This window comes from Vibrio sp. 03-59-1 (genome assembly GCF_013114135.1).
Lineage (GTDB): Bacteria > Pseudomonadota > Gammaproteobacteria > Enterobacterales > Vibrionaceae > Vibrio > Vibrio cortegadensis.
Genome location: NZ_VTYA01000001.1, coordinates 149391 through 166529, shown reverse-complemented (window position 1 = coordinate 166529; position 17139 = coordinate 149391). Strand labels below are relative to the sequence as shown.

The 17139-nt window shown below is 42.8% G+C and carries 16 protein-coding genes; 9 read left to right on the top strand and 7 right to left on the bottom strand.

Annotated elements, in window-relative coordinates:
- Nucleotide 1 precedes the first annotated feature (1 nt).
- From F0249_RS00735 to F0249_RS00715, 5 genes are all read right to left on the bottom strand, one after another.
- Nucleotides 2-1876 carry a VWA domain-containing protein gene (locus F0249_RS00735; RefSeq protein WP_171755521.1) on the bottom strand — a complete coding sequence of 625 codons (1875 nt, stop codon included), beginning with the start codon at nucleotides 1874-1876 and terminating at the stop codon, nucleotides 2-4.
- Nucleotides 1869-2846: a VWA domain-containing protein gene (locus F0249_RS00730; RefSeq protein WP_171755520.1), complete on the bottom strand. Its 978-nt coding sequence runs from the start codon at nucleotides 2844-2846 to the stop codon at nucleotides 1869-1871. The genes F0249_RS00735 and F0249_RS00730 overlap by 8 nt, the downstream gene beginning before the upstream one ends.
- On the bottom strand, nucleotides 2839-3321 hold the full coding sequence (locus tag F0249_RS00725; RefSeq protein WP_113798452.1) for a DUF4381 domain-containing protein: 483 nt from the start codon (nucleotides 3319-3321) through the stop codon (nucleotides 2839-2841). The genes F0249_RS00730 and F0249_RS00725 overlap by 8 nt, the downstream gene beginning before the upstream one ends.
- Nucleotides 3318-4256 carry a DUF58 domain-containing protein gene (locus F0249_RS00720; RefSeq protein ID WP_171755519.1) on the bottom strand — a complete coding sequence of 313 codons (939 nt, stop codon included), beginning with the start codon at nucleotides 4254-4256 and terminating at the stop codon, nucleotides 3318-3320. The genes F0249_RS00725 and F0249_RS00720 overlap by 4 nt, the downstream gene beginning before the upstream one ends.
- A gap of 70 nt (nucleotides 4257-4326) precedes the next feature.
- Nucleotides 4327-5298 carry a MoxR family ATPase gene (locus F0249_RS00715; protein ID WP_017053529.1) on the bottom strand — a complete coding sequence of 324 codons (972 nt, stop codon included), beginning with the start codon at nucleotides 5296-5298 and terminating at the stop codon, nucleotides 4327-4329.
- A 267-nt stretch (nucleotides 5299-5565) separates the two neighbouring features.
- Between F0249_RS00715 and F0249_RS00710 the strand changes: the two genes are divergently transcribed.
- The 3 genes from F0249_RS00710 (at nucleotide 5566) to F0249_RS00700 (ending at nucleotide 8810) form a co-directional block, all read left to right on the top strand.
- Complete coding sequence (locus F0249_RS00710; RefSeq protein WP_171755664.1) at nucleotides 5566-7482, top strand: methyl-accepting chemotaxis protein; 1917 nt, start codon at nucleotides 5566-5568, stop codon at nucleotides 7480-7482.
- Nucleotides 7483-7698: 216 nt separating this feature from the next.
- On the top strand, nucleotides 7699-7899 hold the full coding sequence (locus F0249_RS00705; protein WP_017051643.1) for a hypothetical protein: 201 nt from the start codon (nucleotides 7699-7701) through the stop codon (nucleotides 7897-7899).
- A 236-nt stretch (nucleotides 7900-8135) separates the two neighbouring features.
- On the top strand, nucleotides 8136-8810 hold the full coding sequence (locus F0249_RS00700; RefSeq protein WP_113798448.1) for a LuxR C-terminal-related transcriptional regulator: 675 nt from the start codon (nucleotides 8136-8138) through the stop codon (nucleotides 8808-8810).
- 54 nt (nucleotides 8811-8864) lie between these two features.
- Here F0249_RS00700 and F0249_RS00695 read toward each other — a convergent pair whose 3' ends face one another.
- Complete coding sequence (locus F0249_RS00695) at nucleotides 8865-9581, bottom strand: response regulator transcription factor (RefSeq protein WP_170961637.1); 717 nt, start codon at nucleotides 9579-9581, stop codon at nucleotides 8865-8867.
- Nucleotides 9582-9860: 279 nt separating this feature from the next.
- Here F0249_RS00695 and F0249_RS00690 point away from each other — a divergent pair, with 279 nt between their 5' ends.
- The 6 genes from F0249_RS00690 (at nucleotide 9861) to F0249_RS00665 (ending at nucleotide 15816) form a co-directional block, all read left to right on the top strand.
- Nucleotides 9861-10364 (top strand): hypothetical protein, encoded by a 504-nt coding sequence (locus F0249_RS00690; protein ID WP_253825257.1) that lies wholly within the window; start codon nucleotides 9861-9863, stop codon nucleotides 10362-10364.
- An 84-nt stretch (nucleotides 10365-10448) separates the two neighbouring features.
- The gene (locus tag F0249_RS00685) at nucleotides 10449-10937 is read left to right on the top strand and encodes a hypothetical protein (protein WP_017051647.1); all 489 of its coding nucleotides are present in this window, start codon (nucleotides 10449-10451) and stop codon (nucleotides 10935-10937) included.
- A 73-nt stretch (nucleotides 10938-11010) separates the two neighbouring features.
- Nucleotides 11011-11715, top strand: coding sequence for a fimbria/pilus periplasmic chaperone (locus tag F0249_RS00680; protein WP_171755662.1), 705 nt, complete (start codon nucleotides 11011-11013; stop codon nucleotides 11713-11715).
- 3 nt (nucleotides 11716-11718) lie between these two features.
- Nucleotides 11719-12408 carry a molecular chaperone gene (locus tag F0249_RS00675; protein WP_171755518.1) on the top strand — a complete coding sequence of 230 codons (690 nt, stop codon included), beginning with the start codon at nucleotides 11719-11721 and terminating at the stop codon, nucleotides 12406-12408.
- A 41-nt stretch (nucleotides 12409-12449) separates the two neighbouring features.
- Nucleotides 12450-14912, top strand: a complete 2463-nt coding sequence (locus F0249_RS00670; protein ID WP_253825263.1) for a fimbria/pilus outer membrane usher protein — start codon at nucleotides 12450-12452, stop codon at nucleotides 14910-14912.
- A complete protein-coding gene (locus tag F0249_RS00665) occupies nucleotides 14902-15816 on the top strand; it encodes a hypothetical protein (protein ID WP_113798438.1) in 915 nt (304 codons plus the stop codon). The genes F0249_RS00670 and F0249_RS00665 overlap by 11 nt, the downstream gene beginning before the upstream one ends.
- Nucleotides 15817-15932: 116 nt before the next feature.
- Here F0249_RS00665 and malK read toward each other — a convergent pair whose 3' ends face one another.
- Nucleotides 15933-17051 carry a maltose/maltodextrin ABC transporter ATP-binding protein MalK gene (gene malK / locus F0249_RS00660; RefSeq protein ID WP_171755517.1) on the bottom strand — a complete coding sequence of 373 codons (1119 nt, stop codon included), beginning with the start codon at nucleotides 17049-17051 and terminating at the stop codon, nucleotides 15933-15935.
- Between the last annotated feature and the right edge of the window lie 88 nt (nucleotides 17052-17139).

Genomic DNA, 17139 nt, shown 5'->3' with positions numbered 1-17139 from the left:
TTTACCACTTTTTATTGTTTTGTTGAGGGGCGTTTCTTTGTTGCGCTTGTAACAACATTTGCGCTCGTAATAATCGACTAGGATCGCGAGCACTTTCGACTTGTTCTAATCGCCTAACATCTGGGTCAACCTGTTGTACTTTACTGTTCTCTTCTGGATAGGAGTCAGTTGATGGACGGTTGGCTGTTTGGGGATCGGTCAGGTCTTTCTCTTCAGGCAATTGAGTACCTTCAGAGGGCTTATCCTGTGAAGGCTCAGTTTGTGACGATCCAGCTTTTGTATCGTTCTCATCACTAGGTTGCGGTTTAGGTTGCGAGCCTGAATGATCGCCTTTTTGTCCGCTATCTGATTTATCGCTTCCTTTTTGAGGCTCAGAACGATCATTCTGTGTCGATTCGTTTTGTGAACCTTGCTGACCACTCTGTTTATTCTGTTGAGATGACTGGTCTTTGTTCGATCCTTGTGACTGAGAAGCGTTGTCATTCTGCTCTTGGTTCTGTTTAGAATCTTGTTGCTGTTGCTGTTGCTGTTGCTGTTGCTGTTGCTGTTTAGCTTGTTCAACAATGTCCAAGTTCTTTTTTGCAAGTGCATGGTTTGGGTTGTTTTCTAGCAGCTTTTGATAGTGCGCAATCGCGTCATCTAACTGACCGGATTGAGCATACGCATTGGCAAGGTTGTATTGATCATCTTCGCTGCTTAAAGGCGTTAAAGTCTCTATCGCAGATTGATAATCTCCCGCCTTATACTGAGCTGCACCTTTCCAACTTTGATTTGCAAACTGCTGAGCGGCAGATTGGAAATCTTCATTTTCAAATGACTGGTAGGCTTGTTGATCATCGGTTTTCCAAGGGTTCGCTTGACTTGGCGTTGGGTAAGCAAGTGGTAAAAACAGTAATGCGACACTCCAGATACCTCCCTTTCTAAATAGAAATAAGCCAGGGATCAACAGTAGAGGAACTAGCCAGAAACCATTATTGACTCGTTCGGTCAGTCGTTGGTCACTGTGCTTTTTAGCGCGGCCTTGGTTGCTAAGTTTCTGATTTGCAATCAGCTCTACATCACTGTTTGAATGCTGAAAAGGCGCAAAAACGCCACCCGTTGACTGGCTTAATGACTGCATGTTACCTAGATTAGATTTCGCGATAACGGTAGCCCCTGAGCTCTGTTTGAGTAGGCTGCCGTCACTGAGTTTTATTGGTGCTCCCTCTTCTGTTCCAATGGCTAGAAATGAGAGTTCCCACTGTTGGCTAGAAGTGAGTTCCTGAATCTCTTGATATTCACGGTCATCAATATCGTCACTGATAAGAATGATCTGACCTTGATGATTACCAGCATTGGTTAACATCTCGATGGCGAGTTTCACCGCTGAAGCCGCATCGGCTCCTTGATATGGCATGATATCAGGAGATAAGTTAGGAATGAGAGCATGCAATGTATTCGTATCGCTTGTGAGTGGACTGACCGTATAAGCATCACCGGCATAAGCGATGAGCCCTGTAGCTCCCTCTTTCCAAAGCGGAAGTAGATCCAAAGCTTTATAGCGTGCTTGGGTTAGCCTGTTGGGTTGAATGTCGGTGGCATAGAGAGACATCGACATATCCATGACGAGAACACGTGCCGTCGCTAAGTCGAAACTCGGCTGCTCTGCTTTTTGAAAACTAGGCCCAGATAAAGCAACAATTGCCACAATACCGCTTAGTGCAAGACCAATCGAGAGTGGTTTGTGATTTTTAGTTTGATTGAAACCGAGCTGCTTGGCTAAATGTGGCGCAATCAGTCCTGTTGAATTTTTGCGTCGAAATAGCCAAAGGCAAAGTATGAAAAGTGGAATGATCGCCACTAGCCAGTAGGGATAGAGAAAAACGAAACTAGCCATGATTTCTCCTCAGAATGATTAATATCAGAGAAAGAAGCAGTGCGAATGACAAGGGTAAGTCAAACCATTCACTTTGAGGTCGCCAAGTTTGTACCGCGGCACTGATCGGCTCTAATTGGTTTATTGTATCGTAGATGGTGGAGAGTTCTTGGCTATTGCGAGCTCGGAAATACTGCCCACCCGTCATGCTAGCAATCTCCATCAGCGTTTTCTCATCGAGATCCTGAGCGGTATTCACTTTGCGAGTCATGAAGAACTCTTTGACGACCATTTCTCCTGCGCCCACGCCAATGGTGTAAATCGTGGTATTGAATTTCTTAGCGATGGTTGCTGCTTCCAGTGGTTCTAACACGCCAGCGGTGTTGCTGCCGTCACTGAGTAAAATCATCACTCGTTGCGGCGCATCACTGTCTACAAAGGTTTTCGTTGCAAGCCCGATCCCATCACCAATGGCCGTTTTAGTCCCAATTAAGCGCAAAACGGCTTGATTCAACTGCTGCGAAATGGTGTTTCTATCTAAGGTGAGTGGTGTTTGTAAATAAGCGTGATCAGCAAAAAGAACTAAACCTAAGCGGTCGCCTTTACGTTTATCGATAAATTCGGACAGCACATTTTTTACGGCACTTAAACGATCGATAAAGTCATCACCTTGCTTCATGTCTTGCTGATTCATGGAGTAGGAGAGGTCAACCACTAGCATCATGTCACGATGTTTAGGTTGAAAATCAACAGGCTCACCATACCAAACCGGTCTAGCACTTGCGCATACAAGCAGTAGCCAGATGGCACAAGCAAGCACTTTTGCCAATAAAATATTTGGCGTTTTGGCTGTTGATTGTTCAGGCAAATAAGGCAGTTGAATGGCCGCTCGCTGCTTTACTGCGGGGGCAAAAATATAGATTAAAAAAGGCAAAGGGAGGATGAAAAACGCTCCCCACCAAACGAATTCAAGACTAAACCAATTACTCACGACCACCTCTCTTTGGTGGCAGAGCTTGTTCGATCCAAATTTGACAATCTTCAATCAAGCTTTGTTGTGTTTCTGAGGATGGTTTTTGGTAAAGAGCTTGCTGCCATACAGCGCTATTTGGGGTAAAGCGAGGTTGGCTTATTTGAGAGTCCAAAAATGCGTACCACTCTTCGCCAGACAGCATAGCAATACGCTCTCTTGGGTAGTAACTGAGAGCCGCTTGACGCAAGAGTTCGATCGCTGCTGATGGGGTATGTTCCAAAGCTTGGTTGGTAATGATTTTCAGAGCCGCTTTTTTTGGTGCTAATTTCTTCTTGCGCCAACGCAAATAAATAACAACAAGTAACACCGTAAAGCAGGCCAAAGCCATTAATGACCACCAACCCCATGCGAGCGGCCACCAACTTGGAGCGTCAGGCAGTAAAGCCGGGTTTAATGGTAACGTTGGGGGTTGGGTTGTTGTTGATTGTGTCATGAATGTGTTCCAGTAATTTGCTCAACTAAAGATGTTGCACTTGAGATAGAGGTGTAATTGATTGCGAGAGAGCAACATAAATCGTTCAATTTATTCTGTTCTTGTTGAAAAGCAGCTTCAATATTACGACGGGTATTCGGCGATGAAAAATCAAGCCATAGCGCTTTGAATCCGTTTGAGACTTTTTCACTTCCGCGGTAATGGGTTTGACCTTTTTCTAAAGGGTCGTAAATATGAACGAGACGAAGTCGGTTGTGTTTTCGTAATTGAGTGAGTAATGCTCTATCTGACTCTTGATAGCGCATGAAGTCACTTAATAGGATGATTTCACTTCCTTTGGGGCAGAGCTGGTGCAATGTTTTTAACCCAGAAGCCATCGACGGCATGTCTGAGCCACGTTGATTCAGCTTGTTTTCCTGTAGCGATTCGTTATGCGCAGTAACTAATTGCTGCATGATGCGATGAGGGCTACTGGTACGCGAAGAGGGGCGGAACTCAAACCGTTGTTCGCCTGTGTCTATAATGGCTCCGATGCGGTCTTTCTGCGCTACGGTTAACCAGCAAATTAGACTCGCGATATGAGCAAGTTGTACCGACTTAAGTGCCATTTGAGAACCGAAAAATAGGCTTGGATTGAGATCAATATATAGCACCACTGGCTGCTCGCGCTCTTCGCTAAACAGCTTGGTGTGAGGCTTACCTGTTCGTGCTGTCACCCGCCAATCAATACTGCGGATGTCGTCTCCAGGTTGATATTGGCGGACTTCAGAAAAATCCATCCCTCGACCTTTTTGGCGGCTTTGATGCTGGCCACTTAATTGAGACCATAAACTGTTCGCTGGGGGTAACCAGCGTACAGTTTGAGACTTATAGTGCAGGAGTTCATCTAAACAGAGATTCACACCATCACTATGTGGGGGTAATTGGTTATCCATAGAAATACTCAAATTCTTAAGCTCGACTTACTTCATAAGCGCTATCTACTTCTTAAGCACTATCCACACCTTAAGCACTACCAACAAGGGTCAGAAGCTGAGAAATGACAGTGTTTGGGTGAACGCCTTCTGCTTGAGCGTGATAGCTTAAAAGCAGGCGATGCCTTAACACTGGAAATGCCATCGCTTGTACATCTTCTGGCGTCACAAAATCTCGATTTGACAGCCAAGCATGAGCGCGTGCACAGCGATCAAGGGCGATCGTTGCTCGTGGGCTAACCCCCATTTCTAACCACTGATCCAACTGTTCTGCGCCAGTGTTGTTGGAGTAAGCTTTAGGCTCTCTGGTCGCCATGACCAAGCGGATAATGTACTGCTCAACACTTTCCGCCATATGAATTTCCAACACCTCTTTACGGGCTTGGAAGATATCTTTCTGGCTCAGGTGTGCAGGTTGAACTGGCGTCGTACCAAGCGCTTCGCCTCGATTAAGACGTAAGATCTCTAGTTCACTTTGAGCATCAGGGTAGTTGACATCGAGATGCAGTAAAAAACGGTCGAGTTGGGCTTCAGGAAGTGGGTATGTCCCTTCTTGTTCAATTGGGTTTTGGGTGGCCATTACCAGAAAGAGTTCAGGCAATTTATAGGTACTTCTACCGACTGAAATTTGTTTTTCGGCCATCGCTTCAAGCATCGCAGCTTGTACTTTGGCTGGCGCTCGGTTTATCTCATCAGCAAGGACTAATGAGTTAAAGATCGGCCCAGGTTGAAAAATGAACTCGCCCGTTTCAGGTCTAAAGATATCAGTACCCGTTAAATCTGAAGGTAAGAGATCGGGTGTAAATTGAATACGGTGAAAATCGCCTTCAATACAGTCAGCCAAAGACTTAACCGCACGAGTTTTCGCTAAGCCAGGTGGCCCTTCAACTAAAATGTGCCCGTCTGCTAGTAGAGCGACAAGCAGTTGTTTTACTAGCTCAGTTTGACCGATGATTTGAGATTCTAAATATTGCTTAAGTTGAGTGAAGGCTTCGGACTGCATGAGTGTTCTCTCTGTTATTTGTAGCATGAGCTACGTTGTGCTCGAAAATACATCTATTGGTTGATATTAAAAGGGAAAAGTTCCTTAAATCGGTCAACTTTTTCATGTCTATTATTATGGGGCCAGATTTAAGCGATCCAACCATTCAGAATTGAAAGATTAAATTTAAAAAACAATTTCAAAATGTCGCAGACAAACTAAAGTTAGTTATACTTTTGCCGATAAAAAAAGATCAAGTGATTAATCCCCCAACAGAAGGGCATAATGATGTTCAAATTGAGCTCCATGAGTATCAAACAAAAAGTTGTTTTAGGCATGACATTTGCCGTACTTGCTTCCACTGTCATTGTCGGTGTTATGGCTCAGCGCCAAGCCCGTGAAGTTCTTACCCATCGTTTAATTGATATTGAATTACCAGCCATGTTGGAGAAGGTTAATTCGGAGATCGACCAAGAAGTATCAACCCTACTTTTTGCTGCTGAACAAACCGCTAATAACGAATTCATCAAAGAGGCCGTCTCATCAACCGACCGCGATCCAAGTATCGAAGCTATGCTGGTTAAACAACTGAATAATATCCGTAGCCAATATAAACTAAACGATGCGTCGGTGGCTAACCGCCAAACTGCTTATTATTGGAATCAAGGTGGCTTTTTGCGCCAATTGAACCAACAGCAAGATGGTTGGTTCTTTGGATTTACTCAATCTGGACAGCAAACAATGGTGAGCATGTTCCAAGAGGCGAGTGGCGAAGTGAAAATGTTTGCCAATTTCCAACAGGTCAATGGCACAACAATGTCTGGGCTATCGAAATCGATGGACGATATGGTGCGTCTACTTAATGGCTTCAAAATTGAATCGACAGGTTTTGTTTTCTTAACGGATTCAAAAGGTGCGGTTCAAATTCATCGTCAATCAGACAAAAGCCAGTCTAATTTAAATTCACTGTATGGCTCTGCATCCAATCAGTTACTGAATAAATCAGGCTTTAATTTGATTACGACGGAATACAATGGACAAGATGTGTTTATCGCAAGTAACTACGTACCTTCAATGGATTGGTTCGTGGTTGGCGTAGTACCAGTTGATGAAGTCTTTGCCGATTTGAATGCCACAGCACAAAAAATGCTGATGACGACCATTATTGTGGCGCTTATTTTCATTGCGATGGGTGTTCTACTCGCAAATAGCATCGCAAGCCCAATCAAACTGATATCGGAACGCTTCACTGATTTAGGCAAAGGTGATGGCGATCTGTCGCAACGAATTGAAGTGAAAGGCAATGATGAAATCGCCCAGTTATCTCAAGGCTTTAATGGTTTTATAGAAAAAATTCACGAGTCGATGAAAGAGGTCGCTTCAACCAGTCGAGCATTGCAGTCTGCTTCTGAAGGCGTCTCGAATAAAGCACACATTACTCGTGATAACAGCCACGAGCAGCGTGATCAAACCATTCAAGTTGTTGCTGCTGTCAACCAGATGGGTGCGACGATCAGTGAAATCGCGTCTAATGCGGCGACGGCAGCAGAAACCGCGAACCATGCATCAGACAATACAGAAATGGGTCGTAGTGTCGTGACTCAAGCGAAAGATGCGATCAGCCGTTTGGCGGCCGATATTGAGAACACGGGCTTAGTGGTACAGCAATTAGCATCAACTACTCAAGATATCGGTTCTATTCTTGACGTTATTCGTGGGATCTCTGAACAGACTAACTTGTTGGCACTCAATGCGGCGATTGAAGCGGCACGTGCTGGTGAGCAAGGTCGTGGCTTTGCGGTGGTCGCGGATGAAGTGCGCAACCTAGCGAGTAGAACGGCTGATTCAACTGAAGAAATTCAGAAGATGATCAACCAACTGCAAAGCGATGCGAAAGATGCGGTTTCAGCGATGGAAGCAGGTAAAGCCATTACGTTAGAAGGTGTATCTTCGTCTGATGAAGCCGTTGGTGTATTGGTGACGATTTCAGAGCGAATTATTGATATTTCAGATAGAAACACTCAAGTTGCCACCGCAACAGAAGAGCAGTCAACGGTAGTACACACCATTAATCAGAATATCGAAGAGATTAACGCGATTAACGAAGTGACGACTGGGACGGCTGAGCAATTAGCCGAAGCGAGCCAAGAACTGCGTGAACTATCCGCTCGTCTAGATAATATGGTCGGTAGCTTTAAGCTATAAGTGATTTATAACCTTATTAAATTGTAGGTTATGAGTGGTAGAGGTGCGTAGGCCGCAGTGCCGCGCACTGTCACTCAATAAGACTCGATCAAATTTGTCACGAGTCATGTTGATTACAGTGATCAGTCGGTTTGGTTTAGAAAAACTATTATGTTCTAGAAACTAAAACTATAAATAGGTAAAATTCAAATCAGATATGATGATTAGGTAAGTAAAATGAGCGATTTTGAAAAAGAACTGGCTGAGTTTTCACAGCAAGCGAGTAACGAGCCAGAAGTAAAACTACCTTCTCTAGAAGAGCAAAAAGCGGTAGTTGCTGAACTAAAGAGATTGGAAGCGGAAGGTAAACTTACACCTGAAGTGCTAGAGCAGCATTTTGGTAAATTTCAGTCTGATAACGATGCACCGATTCACTAGTAAAGCGATTAAGTTATTCAATTTAAAGGCACCTTATTGGTGCCTTTTTTATTTGCACTATTTCGTGATAGAAATAATTACGCTGTCTTCTTAAATATAAGAATTATTAATCAAGCGTATGAAAGCGAAGTATATTCTTTATGACTTTTGTCTAGGTTGGCTATTACAAAACTTGACGATTTGAAAGAGTTAACCACATTATTAACTGCAAAAGACGTTGGCTATTGGAGTAAATTATGGAAAAGCACTCAAAAGTTAAAGGCTCAGCATTTTTTATTGCTGAAAACAGTTTACAGTCTGGGTTACTCAAAGACTCACTAGAAGAGAAACTAAATTTAGCGTTTAGGCTTGTTACAATAAGCAATCTGTTTAATATAAATCATAGTGAAATATCAGAACCAGATTTTATGATTATTGATGTTTCTTCGTTGTCTGAGCAAGATATTATTCACTACTTTCAAGTTCGTAATGCTAAATTTCCTAATTGTTATGAAGTTTTGATTAATTGCAAAGATGAAATTGAATATAGAGAGCTAATCAAATGGAAAAATCTTGTTGGTGTTTTTTATACGAATGATACGTTAGAACTGTTAATTCAAGGTATTACGAAAGTTTTAGACGGTGAGATGTGGTTTAGTCGTAAATTAGCACATGAATATATTCGTTTCTACCGAGAAAGAGAATGTTCTAATACCAGTTCTAGCTATTCACTCCTTACAAACCGTGAGCAACAAATCATTAAACTATTGGGTAACGGTGCCTCAAATTCAGAAATTGCTGAAAGCTTATTTGTGAGTGAAAACACGGTTAAGACTCATCTACATAATGTGTTCAAGAAGATTAATGTGAAGAATCGTTTACAAGCACTTATTTGGGTCAAAGAGAATGTGGGCTCAGAAGAGTTTGTATGATAGATAAGAAAAAGGTACCTCATTGAAACTAGGTACCCGTTTACTGAATTCGATTTAACTGGTTAGTGTTAAGGTGGGTGGTGTTGTCTGATTTGGCATACCTGAACTGCTGGCCTGTTGTTTTTTGTTGTCTTGATTTTGTTGGCGTGCAAACCGGATAGCCTCTTTACGGCAGTTTACATTTATCTTTTTGTAGAGCTTGTAGATGTGTGTTTTGACGGTGCTTTCAGCAACAAAAAGTTCATTGGCGATTTGTAAATTAGATTGTCCACAAACCAACCTATCTAAGATCTGTTGCTCCCTTTTTGTGAGTTCACCTATGCTATTTTTAGTCGATGGGGCATAGGGTCTACAGCGTGTTAGCATCTGCGCCATTAGGTTGCGTGGTAGCCATAGATCGCCTTTAGCGACAACCTCAACGCAACGTGTGAGATGATCCACAGGCGCGTCTTCATATAAAATCCCTTTCAGACAGCACCATGAGACAATGGTGTCGCAGAGTAGATCGACAGGCACGTCATAAATGACAAGATTAAAATCAAAGGTAGTTGCTGAAAGCAAATCAGTGTAAAGCCCATCTTTTATATAGTGGTAACTCATTAAAATAACAGAAATATTTTCAACCGAATAAGGTTGAGAAAACTGTTTATCTGTTTTCTGCTGTATTACAAATTTATTAGATTTTTCTAACTCACGTTGGATTAATCGAGAATGTATATTTGTACGACTTAGTAATAATATTTTATTTTTTTCTAGTACTTTCCCTTCCATAGTAAACCTCAGCTGACACATATTAACGTTGGACTAATAACATAACTAACAGTTAGTTAGGTATAGCAGTTCTTTATAATTTGAGTTGTATCTAAAATGATACACTCATTAATATACATTTACTTATTCTCTATATTGTTGATAAGTATTAGTATTTACGTCCTATTTTTTCCTACAACTTATCTACTACTTTTTATTTTCTTCATGCTTGTTTAATACTCACAGGTTTTTTTTGAGCATTATAGTTACTTACAAGTTAACGGAACGAAGGGATGACTCATGAATAATATAATGAAAAGTATTCATGCTTTTTTATTATTTATAGCAGCATTATCTTTTTCCAGTTTGGCAACTCAAGGAAGCCAATTATCTGTTTCTATTTCAGGGCATATCGAAAGTTATTGTGAGATCGATTTTACTGATGGCGTGAAAATGGACTTTTCAAACGAAGCTCAGAAAGTGCTTCCTTTTGATATTCAATGTAACCAACCGTTAAGTATGTCGGTTTACTCTCGAAATGGTGGTTTGCAGTTATTGAAAAGTAAACAGGAGAATCTAACCCCTTATGAAGTCAATATTGACATTACATCACTGGGGTTGAGCCAAACACTATTAAGCCGAGAAATATCGTCACCAAGAATTATTAACAGTTCAAATGTTATTCCATTCAACACTGATGGTGTGATGCGAGTGACGTTGGAAGAAAACCTGCTTTATGCGGGGTACTACGAAGATGTCATTGAGATTGATGTATTTCCGTCAATCCATGGCAGTGGAAAGTAAATCATCTGCTAGTTGCAGAGTGTGGCTCCAGTTTGGAACAGGGCCATGACAAGTACGTCTTAAACTATATAAAGGAATCTATTCATGAAAAAGCTAACAATATGTGCAGTTGCGGTATCGGGTCTATTTGCCGCTCAAGCGAATGCTGGTGATGTTCAATTAGTTGGGTTTGTTGCCCCAGTATGTGAAGTTTCTGGGCTATATACGCAGTTACTCGATTTTGGACAAGTCTCTAGTATCCAGTCTGTCTCAACTGATCTATCTATCCAATGTAATGATGCTGATGGGGCAACCGTAACACTGACGAGTGCCGAAGGTGGTCTTGAGTCTGATGATAAAGAAGACTATGCCATCGGTTATACCGCGACATTATCACCAGATAGTCATGCGGATCTCGTATTGACGACATTAGGCGGCCCTGGCGCGAATGATGTAAGTGCAAGTATGTCTTACTCTGGTTCGCTTGCTTTAGCTGGTGGTGTTCCTACTAGCTTGTCTGTAACGACTAATGAAACCATGGGTTGGTCTGGTGGTTACTCAGATACGCTTACCGTTCAAGTAACAGCGAACTAAAGAATAATAAAAGCAAAAGATGGGAGGATAGTTATCGTCCTCCCATCTCTTTTTGAGGGGTATAGAGATGAATATGTTAAGAAGGCTCTCTTTAATCTGTTTATGTTTAATCAGTTTTTCAACCTTTGCTTATAAGGTTCAGCCGATGGTGGCTGAAATGGCACCGATTGGCAAAGGTTCCCAAATGTCGATGCGAATTGATAACACGAGCAATCAACCGCTAACGGTAGAGCTATTCCCACTGTCCATGGTGATGGATGAATTTGGTAATGAAACCACTTCGCCAGCTGAAGATGACCTGTTGGTGATTCCGGTTACTGCGATTATTCAACCTGGGCGATCGCAATCGGTGATGGTGCGCTACTTAGGTGAGCCTTCAATTACTCAATCAAAAACCTATCGAATTTCGGTTAAACAAGTACAAGTTAAGAATGCAGAGAAAGATGCAGCAAGCTTAGGTATTCTTCTACAATTCAATACCTTGCTTAATGTTAGGCCTAAAAATACATACTCAGAGTTAAGTGTTCAGAATATAGAAAAGAAAGATGGGAAATGGATGATTGAGGTCGCCAATGATGGAGAAAGTTATGGTCGGTTAACGAATACTAATTGGACCGTTTCAGATCAAAGTCACTCTGTGTTTCTTAAAGGTACCGACGTGAGCCAAAGAATTGCTGGGACTTTGGTGCTGCCGAAATCTAAACGTATTTTTGTTATGGATCCACTGGATGGGTTTGACGCTAATTCACTCTCAATTGAGATTGTAGACACGGAGTGAACCATGATAACTCGTCGCATGCTCTTAATGGTGGTTGCCGTGTTGTTGAGCGGCGCAGAGGCTCAAGCTGTTATTATTTCCCCCACGGTTTTGGAAATCGACAGTCAATCAAGTGGGCAGTCTCAAGTTATCGTCTCCAATAACACCACTCAAATAACCCCCATAGAGGCCAGTTTGCGCCGTTTAGTATTTCAAGGCGATGGTGAATTTGTCGCACAGGACGTGATAGACAGTCAGTTGATGGTATTCCCACCTGCGGCAATGATAAAACCTGGCCAATCTCAAGTATTTCGTTTGCAGTGGATTGGTGACGATAGCTCGGCTCAATCGGAAAGCTATTTCCTTCGTTTTAGCCAACCCTCTTTGGTGGCTACTCAGGGGAGCCAATCTGGGATTGCGGTTCAAATTCACTACAACGCTATTATTCATGTGTTCTCTCCAGAACAAGCACCCAACGTTGAAATGCAAGTGACCAACAGTGGCGAGGCTGTGGTTAAGAATAGTGGTAATCGTTACACCTATTTAAGCTTAACCAAGTTTCTGCCCGCGAAAGAAAGTGCGACCGAGTTTGGGCTTACCCGCGTTGAGATGATGACATCGCTAGGCGAGCATTTTCTTCCACCATTTAGCTCTATTGAACTGCCTTCGAATTCATTGCTGAAACCTGGTGTTTATCAAGGAGTCCAACAATGAAAATACGCCAAGGATGGTTTCTAAGTTTTATTGTCTGTGTCATGTTCAGTTTTACAGCGGTCGTTGAAGCAACGCAGGAAACTATTCAAGAAATACAACAACCGAAAATAAACCCTACCGGTCGGGATATTGAGCTGATCTCCCTGCTAAAAATCAGTGATAGCGTCGTCGGTGAGGCCGAAGTGACGATCACCGCAGATGATGTGATCTTACTTCCCAAAGAGAGCACTCTTGCCTTGCTTATCCCTTTAATTACAGAGGACGCAATGGAAGTGTTAAAGTCAAGCAACCAGACTGAAAAACTATCACAAGAGGATTTTCGTCGCGCAGGTTTAGATTTAAATTTTGACTTTTCGACACTAGAGTGTGTGGTGACGGTTCCTGCGCAATATCGACGGACTCAACAGTTGTCCGTCGCCTCTTCCCCCTCTTTTGGTCAAAATTATTTATCACCAGCATGGATCAGTGGGTATTTGAATGTCTCTCTATCGGGGACTCAGTCTCAGACGGTTGAGGAAACCTCCGAAAATATTACAAGCTTTAATCACCGCTTTGAATCGGCATTAAACATAGGCGCGGTGAACTTTGAGTATGAGTCTGCTTATGATGATGTTGAAGGGGACTCAGCCTACGTTCGGCGTGGGACTCGAATGAATCTTGATTTCCCATCTCAAGGCACGCGCTTGGTTGTGGGTGATATGTTCAATTCTGGAAAAAACTTGCAAGATGGCACGGATATTTTAGGTCTGGGTCTTACTCGTGATTTTACGTTGATACCAACCAGAAATGTGCGCCCAAAAGCCACTCAGACCTTTACGTTACAGCGAACATCGAATGTAGATGTGGTGGTAGACGGTGCGATTGTTCAGAGGCTAACGTTGAATGCTGGTAGCTACAGTTTGAGTGATATCCCGTTGGCGCAAGGCACGAACGATGTCGAATTGGTGATTACGGATTCTAGCGGTCAAGAGGAGCGTATTCAATTCTCTGTGGCGACGGGGAATGACCTATTAGACAGCGGAGAGTTTGAGTATAGCGTTATGCTCGGGGTACCAAGTGAAACGGTAGCGAATGAGATCGATTATTTAACGGATCAACAGCTTATACATGGTTATTTAGATGTGGGTGTCGCGCCTTGGCTAACCCTTGGCGTTAATGGCCAAGTGAGAGAAAAACTCTATCAATATGGTGTATCCAGCTTGCTGGCGAGTGATATTGGTGTGACGGAGTTTATTGTATCCCAGAGTCATCATCCTACGTTGGGTGATGGGCATGCGGTTCGTGTTGCTTACGATGCAGAGTTTTCTGATGAACTCGATTTTAACCCTCAGTTTAGTGTTATTTATGACTATCAATCGGAAAATTTTGCGGGTGTAAATGATGATATGGCTGCCACTCTGCCCCTGAACTCGGTCGAGCATTATGTGTCACTGTTTAGCTCTATGGATGTTACCCCTAGGTTGCGAACGGCTCTTTCTGGGACGTATAGCTCAGGAAGAGAAGATGCCGATAATTTTTGGTCATTAAGTCCCAGTTTCTCAGGCCCATTTTTTAGCACACCTGCTACTTGGAGTGCTCGCTTTAATTACCGTAATTACCAATATAGTGATGACGAGTACAATACGACCCTAACGCTCAGTTGGCCTTTGAGTAGAGCAACACGGGTGGTTGGTCGTTATCAGAGTGATAAGGATTTCGGCTCTCTTGATATGAGTTATAAGAAAGGAATTGGGAACACGGGAGGGATTTCTGCTTTTGCTACGCTGGAAACCGAAAGAGAGACAGACTCAAACATTGACGCGGGCGTGAATTATACCGCTAATCAATTTCAAGTGATTGCCGATCATACCACGCGCTATCAAGATCTCAGTGAAGACAAACGAAACCATAATACTCGACTTGAGATCTCCAGTGCGATTGCGTTCGCAGGTACTTCTGTCGCGGTTGGACGTAAGGTTGGCGAGGCCTTTGCCGTGGTTAAGAAACACCAAAGCTTAGCTGAGAATGAGATTGCGATTGACCCTGAACGAAACACTGATTATGCCCGCGTATTTAGCGTTTCCGATCATAATATGTTGGTTTCAGATCTCGTAGCTTATACCCCACAGTTGATTGGGTACGATGTGGAGGATTTACCTCCCGGCTATGACCTTGGAGATGGGGCATTCTCTATCTATCCAGGATACAAAAGAGGTTATCAGCTAGAAATAGGTTCAGATGCGGTACTCACCATACTGGGGAACCTATTTGATGCGCAGACTAAAGAGCCCATTTCCTTAATTTCAGGTGTGGCTCTGTACCTTGGCGATGAATCTAGCGGTGAGAGTAACAAAAGCAAGCCACTTGAGTTTTTTACCAATCGTACAGGGCGGTTTGCTATTTCCGGAATGCGTCCAGGAGCTTATCGATTGGAACTGAACATGAAACCAAAACGATCGCTTGAGCTGGTGATCTCAGAAGATGGTGGTGTATTGATTCGAGTAGGAGATCTCTATGTTGAATAACCCTATTATTAGCGTGATGGGCTTGGCGCTTAGCGTGATGACAGGCTCTGCAAATGGCACGACAATGACTCATAGTTCTGGGGCGAATGAAGCGTGCGCCGCCAGTTTGATCAGCTTAGATCCTGTTTCCGCTCAGTCGACTTATGATGTTTTTTCGACTGCGACGTCCCCATTAGTAAAAGGATATCAAGTGAGGGCGGATGTTATGGGGCAAAACTGTTCCATTGTTGTGGAGATCGATGTCGACGACGGCTCGACAGTATTACGAGGAAGTTCTCAGCAAGCGCTTCGCTTTGAGTGGGCCGGTGGTAATGGATACCAAAAAGGAGGGCGCTGGTATGTCACTTTAACGGATGCGACACCAAATGTGCAATTTCAGTTGAGGTTTCCTTCAGATCAGTGGGCGACTGCGGGACAATTTAATGGCCAAATGACAGCTTCGATACAGCCGAATAACTCAAATGAGCCTATTTCAGAAGAAGAGGTTTTTCTAGAAGCAGAAGTCGATGTTTTACCCAGTGCGAAAATTCAATTTTATGGATTATCTCAGCGGTATTACGATTTGGACTTAGGGAAATTAGACTCGCATAAAGTTATCCAATCGGCGCCTAATTTATGGGTTCAAAGTACGGGTGAGTATGCCATTTCGATTGAATCAGAAAACCGTGGATACCTTCGTCATGAATCATTGAATACTCAATGGGATGTGGCTTACGATTTTTTGATCAATAATCAGGAAATATCGTTGGTGAATACAAGTAAACAGTGGCGATCTAGCCATGCTACGCAAGGGAAAGCATTACCTATGGCGTTTGTTATTGGAGACATAAGTCAAAGGCCCGGAGGCGATTATAGCGATATATTGCATATTACGATTGAGCCTCAATTGTCTCAAATACCGTAATAGAAGATAGAAGATAGAAGATAGAAGATAGAAGATAGAAGATAGAAGATAGAAGAAAAAAATCCCTCTAACTTGCGTTGGAGGGATTGTTTCTTGAGCTTGCTCAGTGGATCAGCTTAGTCTCTTGTTACGCCATGCTCGTCGAACATACGACGACATGCGCGACCATCACTGTGGAACAGGTGACAACGATGAGCTGGAATACCAATCGCCAGTTTGTCACCAGGTTCAACCGTTAGAGTATCTGGTTGGCGGTAAATAACATCAGCATCCGCACCTTCAAGGTTTAGGTAAACTTGAGTTTCATTACCCAGTTTCTCAACAATCATCACTTCACCTTCGATGGTTGCATCACCTGTTTCAGACGAAACCAAGTGCTCTGGACGAACACCTAAAGACATGCGGTCGCCAACATTAACTGTTGTGCCATCAACGGGTGTCCAGAAAGAGAAGCCATTTGAAAGTTGTACTTTTACTTGTTTTGCTTCAGCTTCAATAATAAGAACGCTCATGAAGTTCATTTTTGGTGAACCGATGAAACCTGCAACAAAACGGTTTTCTGGGTAGTGGTAAAGCTCAAGTGGACGACCAACTTGAGAAACATAACCGCCATCAAGAACAACAATTTTGTCAGCCATTGTCATCGCTTCTACCTGATCGTGTGTAACGTAGATCATGGTACAACCAAGTTGACGTTGAAGCTTAGTGATTTGCGAACGCATTTGAACACGTAGTGCAGCATCTAAGTTAGACAGAGGCTCATCAAGTAGGAATAGGTTTGGTTGTGAAACAAGAGTACGACCAATGGCAACACGTTGACGTTGACCACCAGAAAGTGCTTTTGGTTGACGGTCAAGTAGATGGCCTAATTGAAGAATTTCAGCTGCGTGTTCAACACGTTTGTCGATCTCTTTTTTGTCAGCTTTCGCTAATTTTAAGCCAAATGACATATTGTCATATAAGTTTAAGTGAGGGTATAGAGCGTAAGATTGGAATACCATACCAACGCCACGTTTGGATGGCTCTACATCGTTCATGCGCTCGTCGCCAATGTATAAGTCACCTGACGTAATATCTTCTAAGCCAGCGATGCAACGTAAAAGTGTTGATTTACCACAACCCGATGGGCCAACGAAGATAACAAATTCGCCTTCCTTGACATGCAGATCAACATTTTTAGAAATTAGTACGTCGCCATACGCTTTACAAACATTTTTTAACGTGACACTCGCCATTTAGCTCGTCCTCGAACAATATCAAATTTTTTATAAATCACTGCCTATCATTATATGAGTTTTCTTGCAGGCAATGACAGTAGGAATT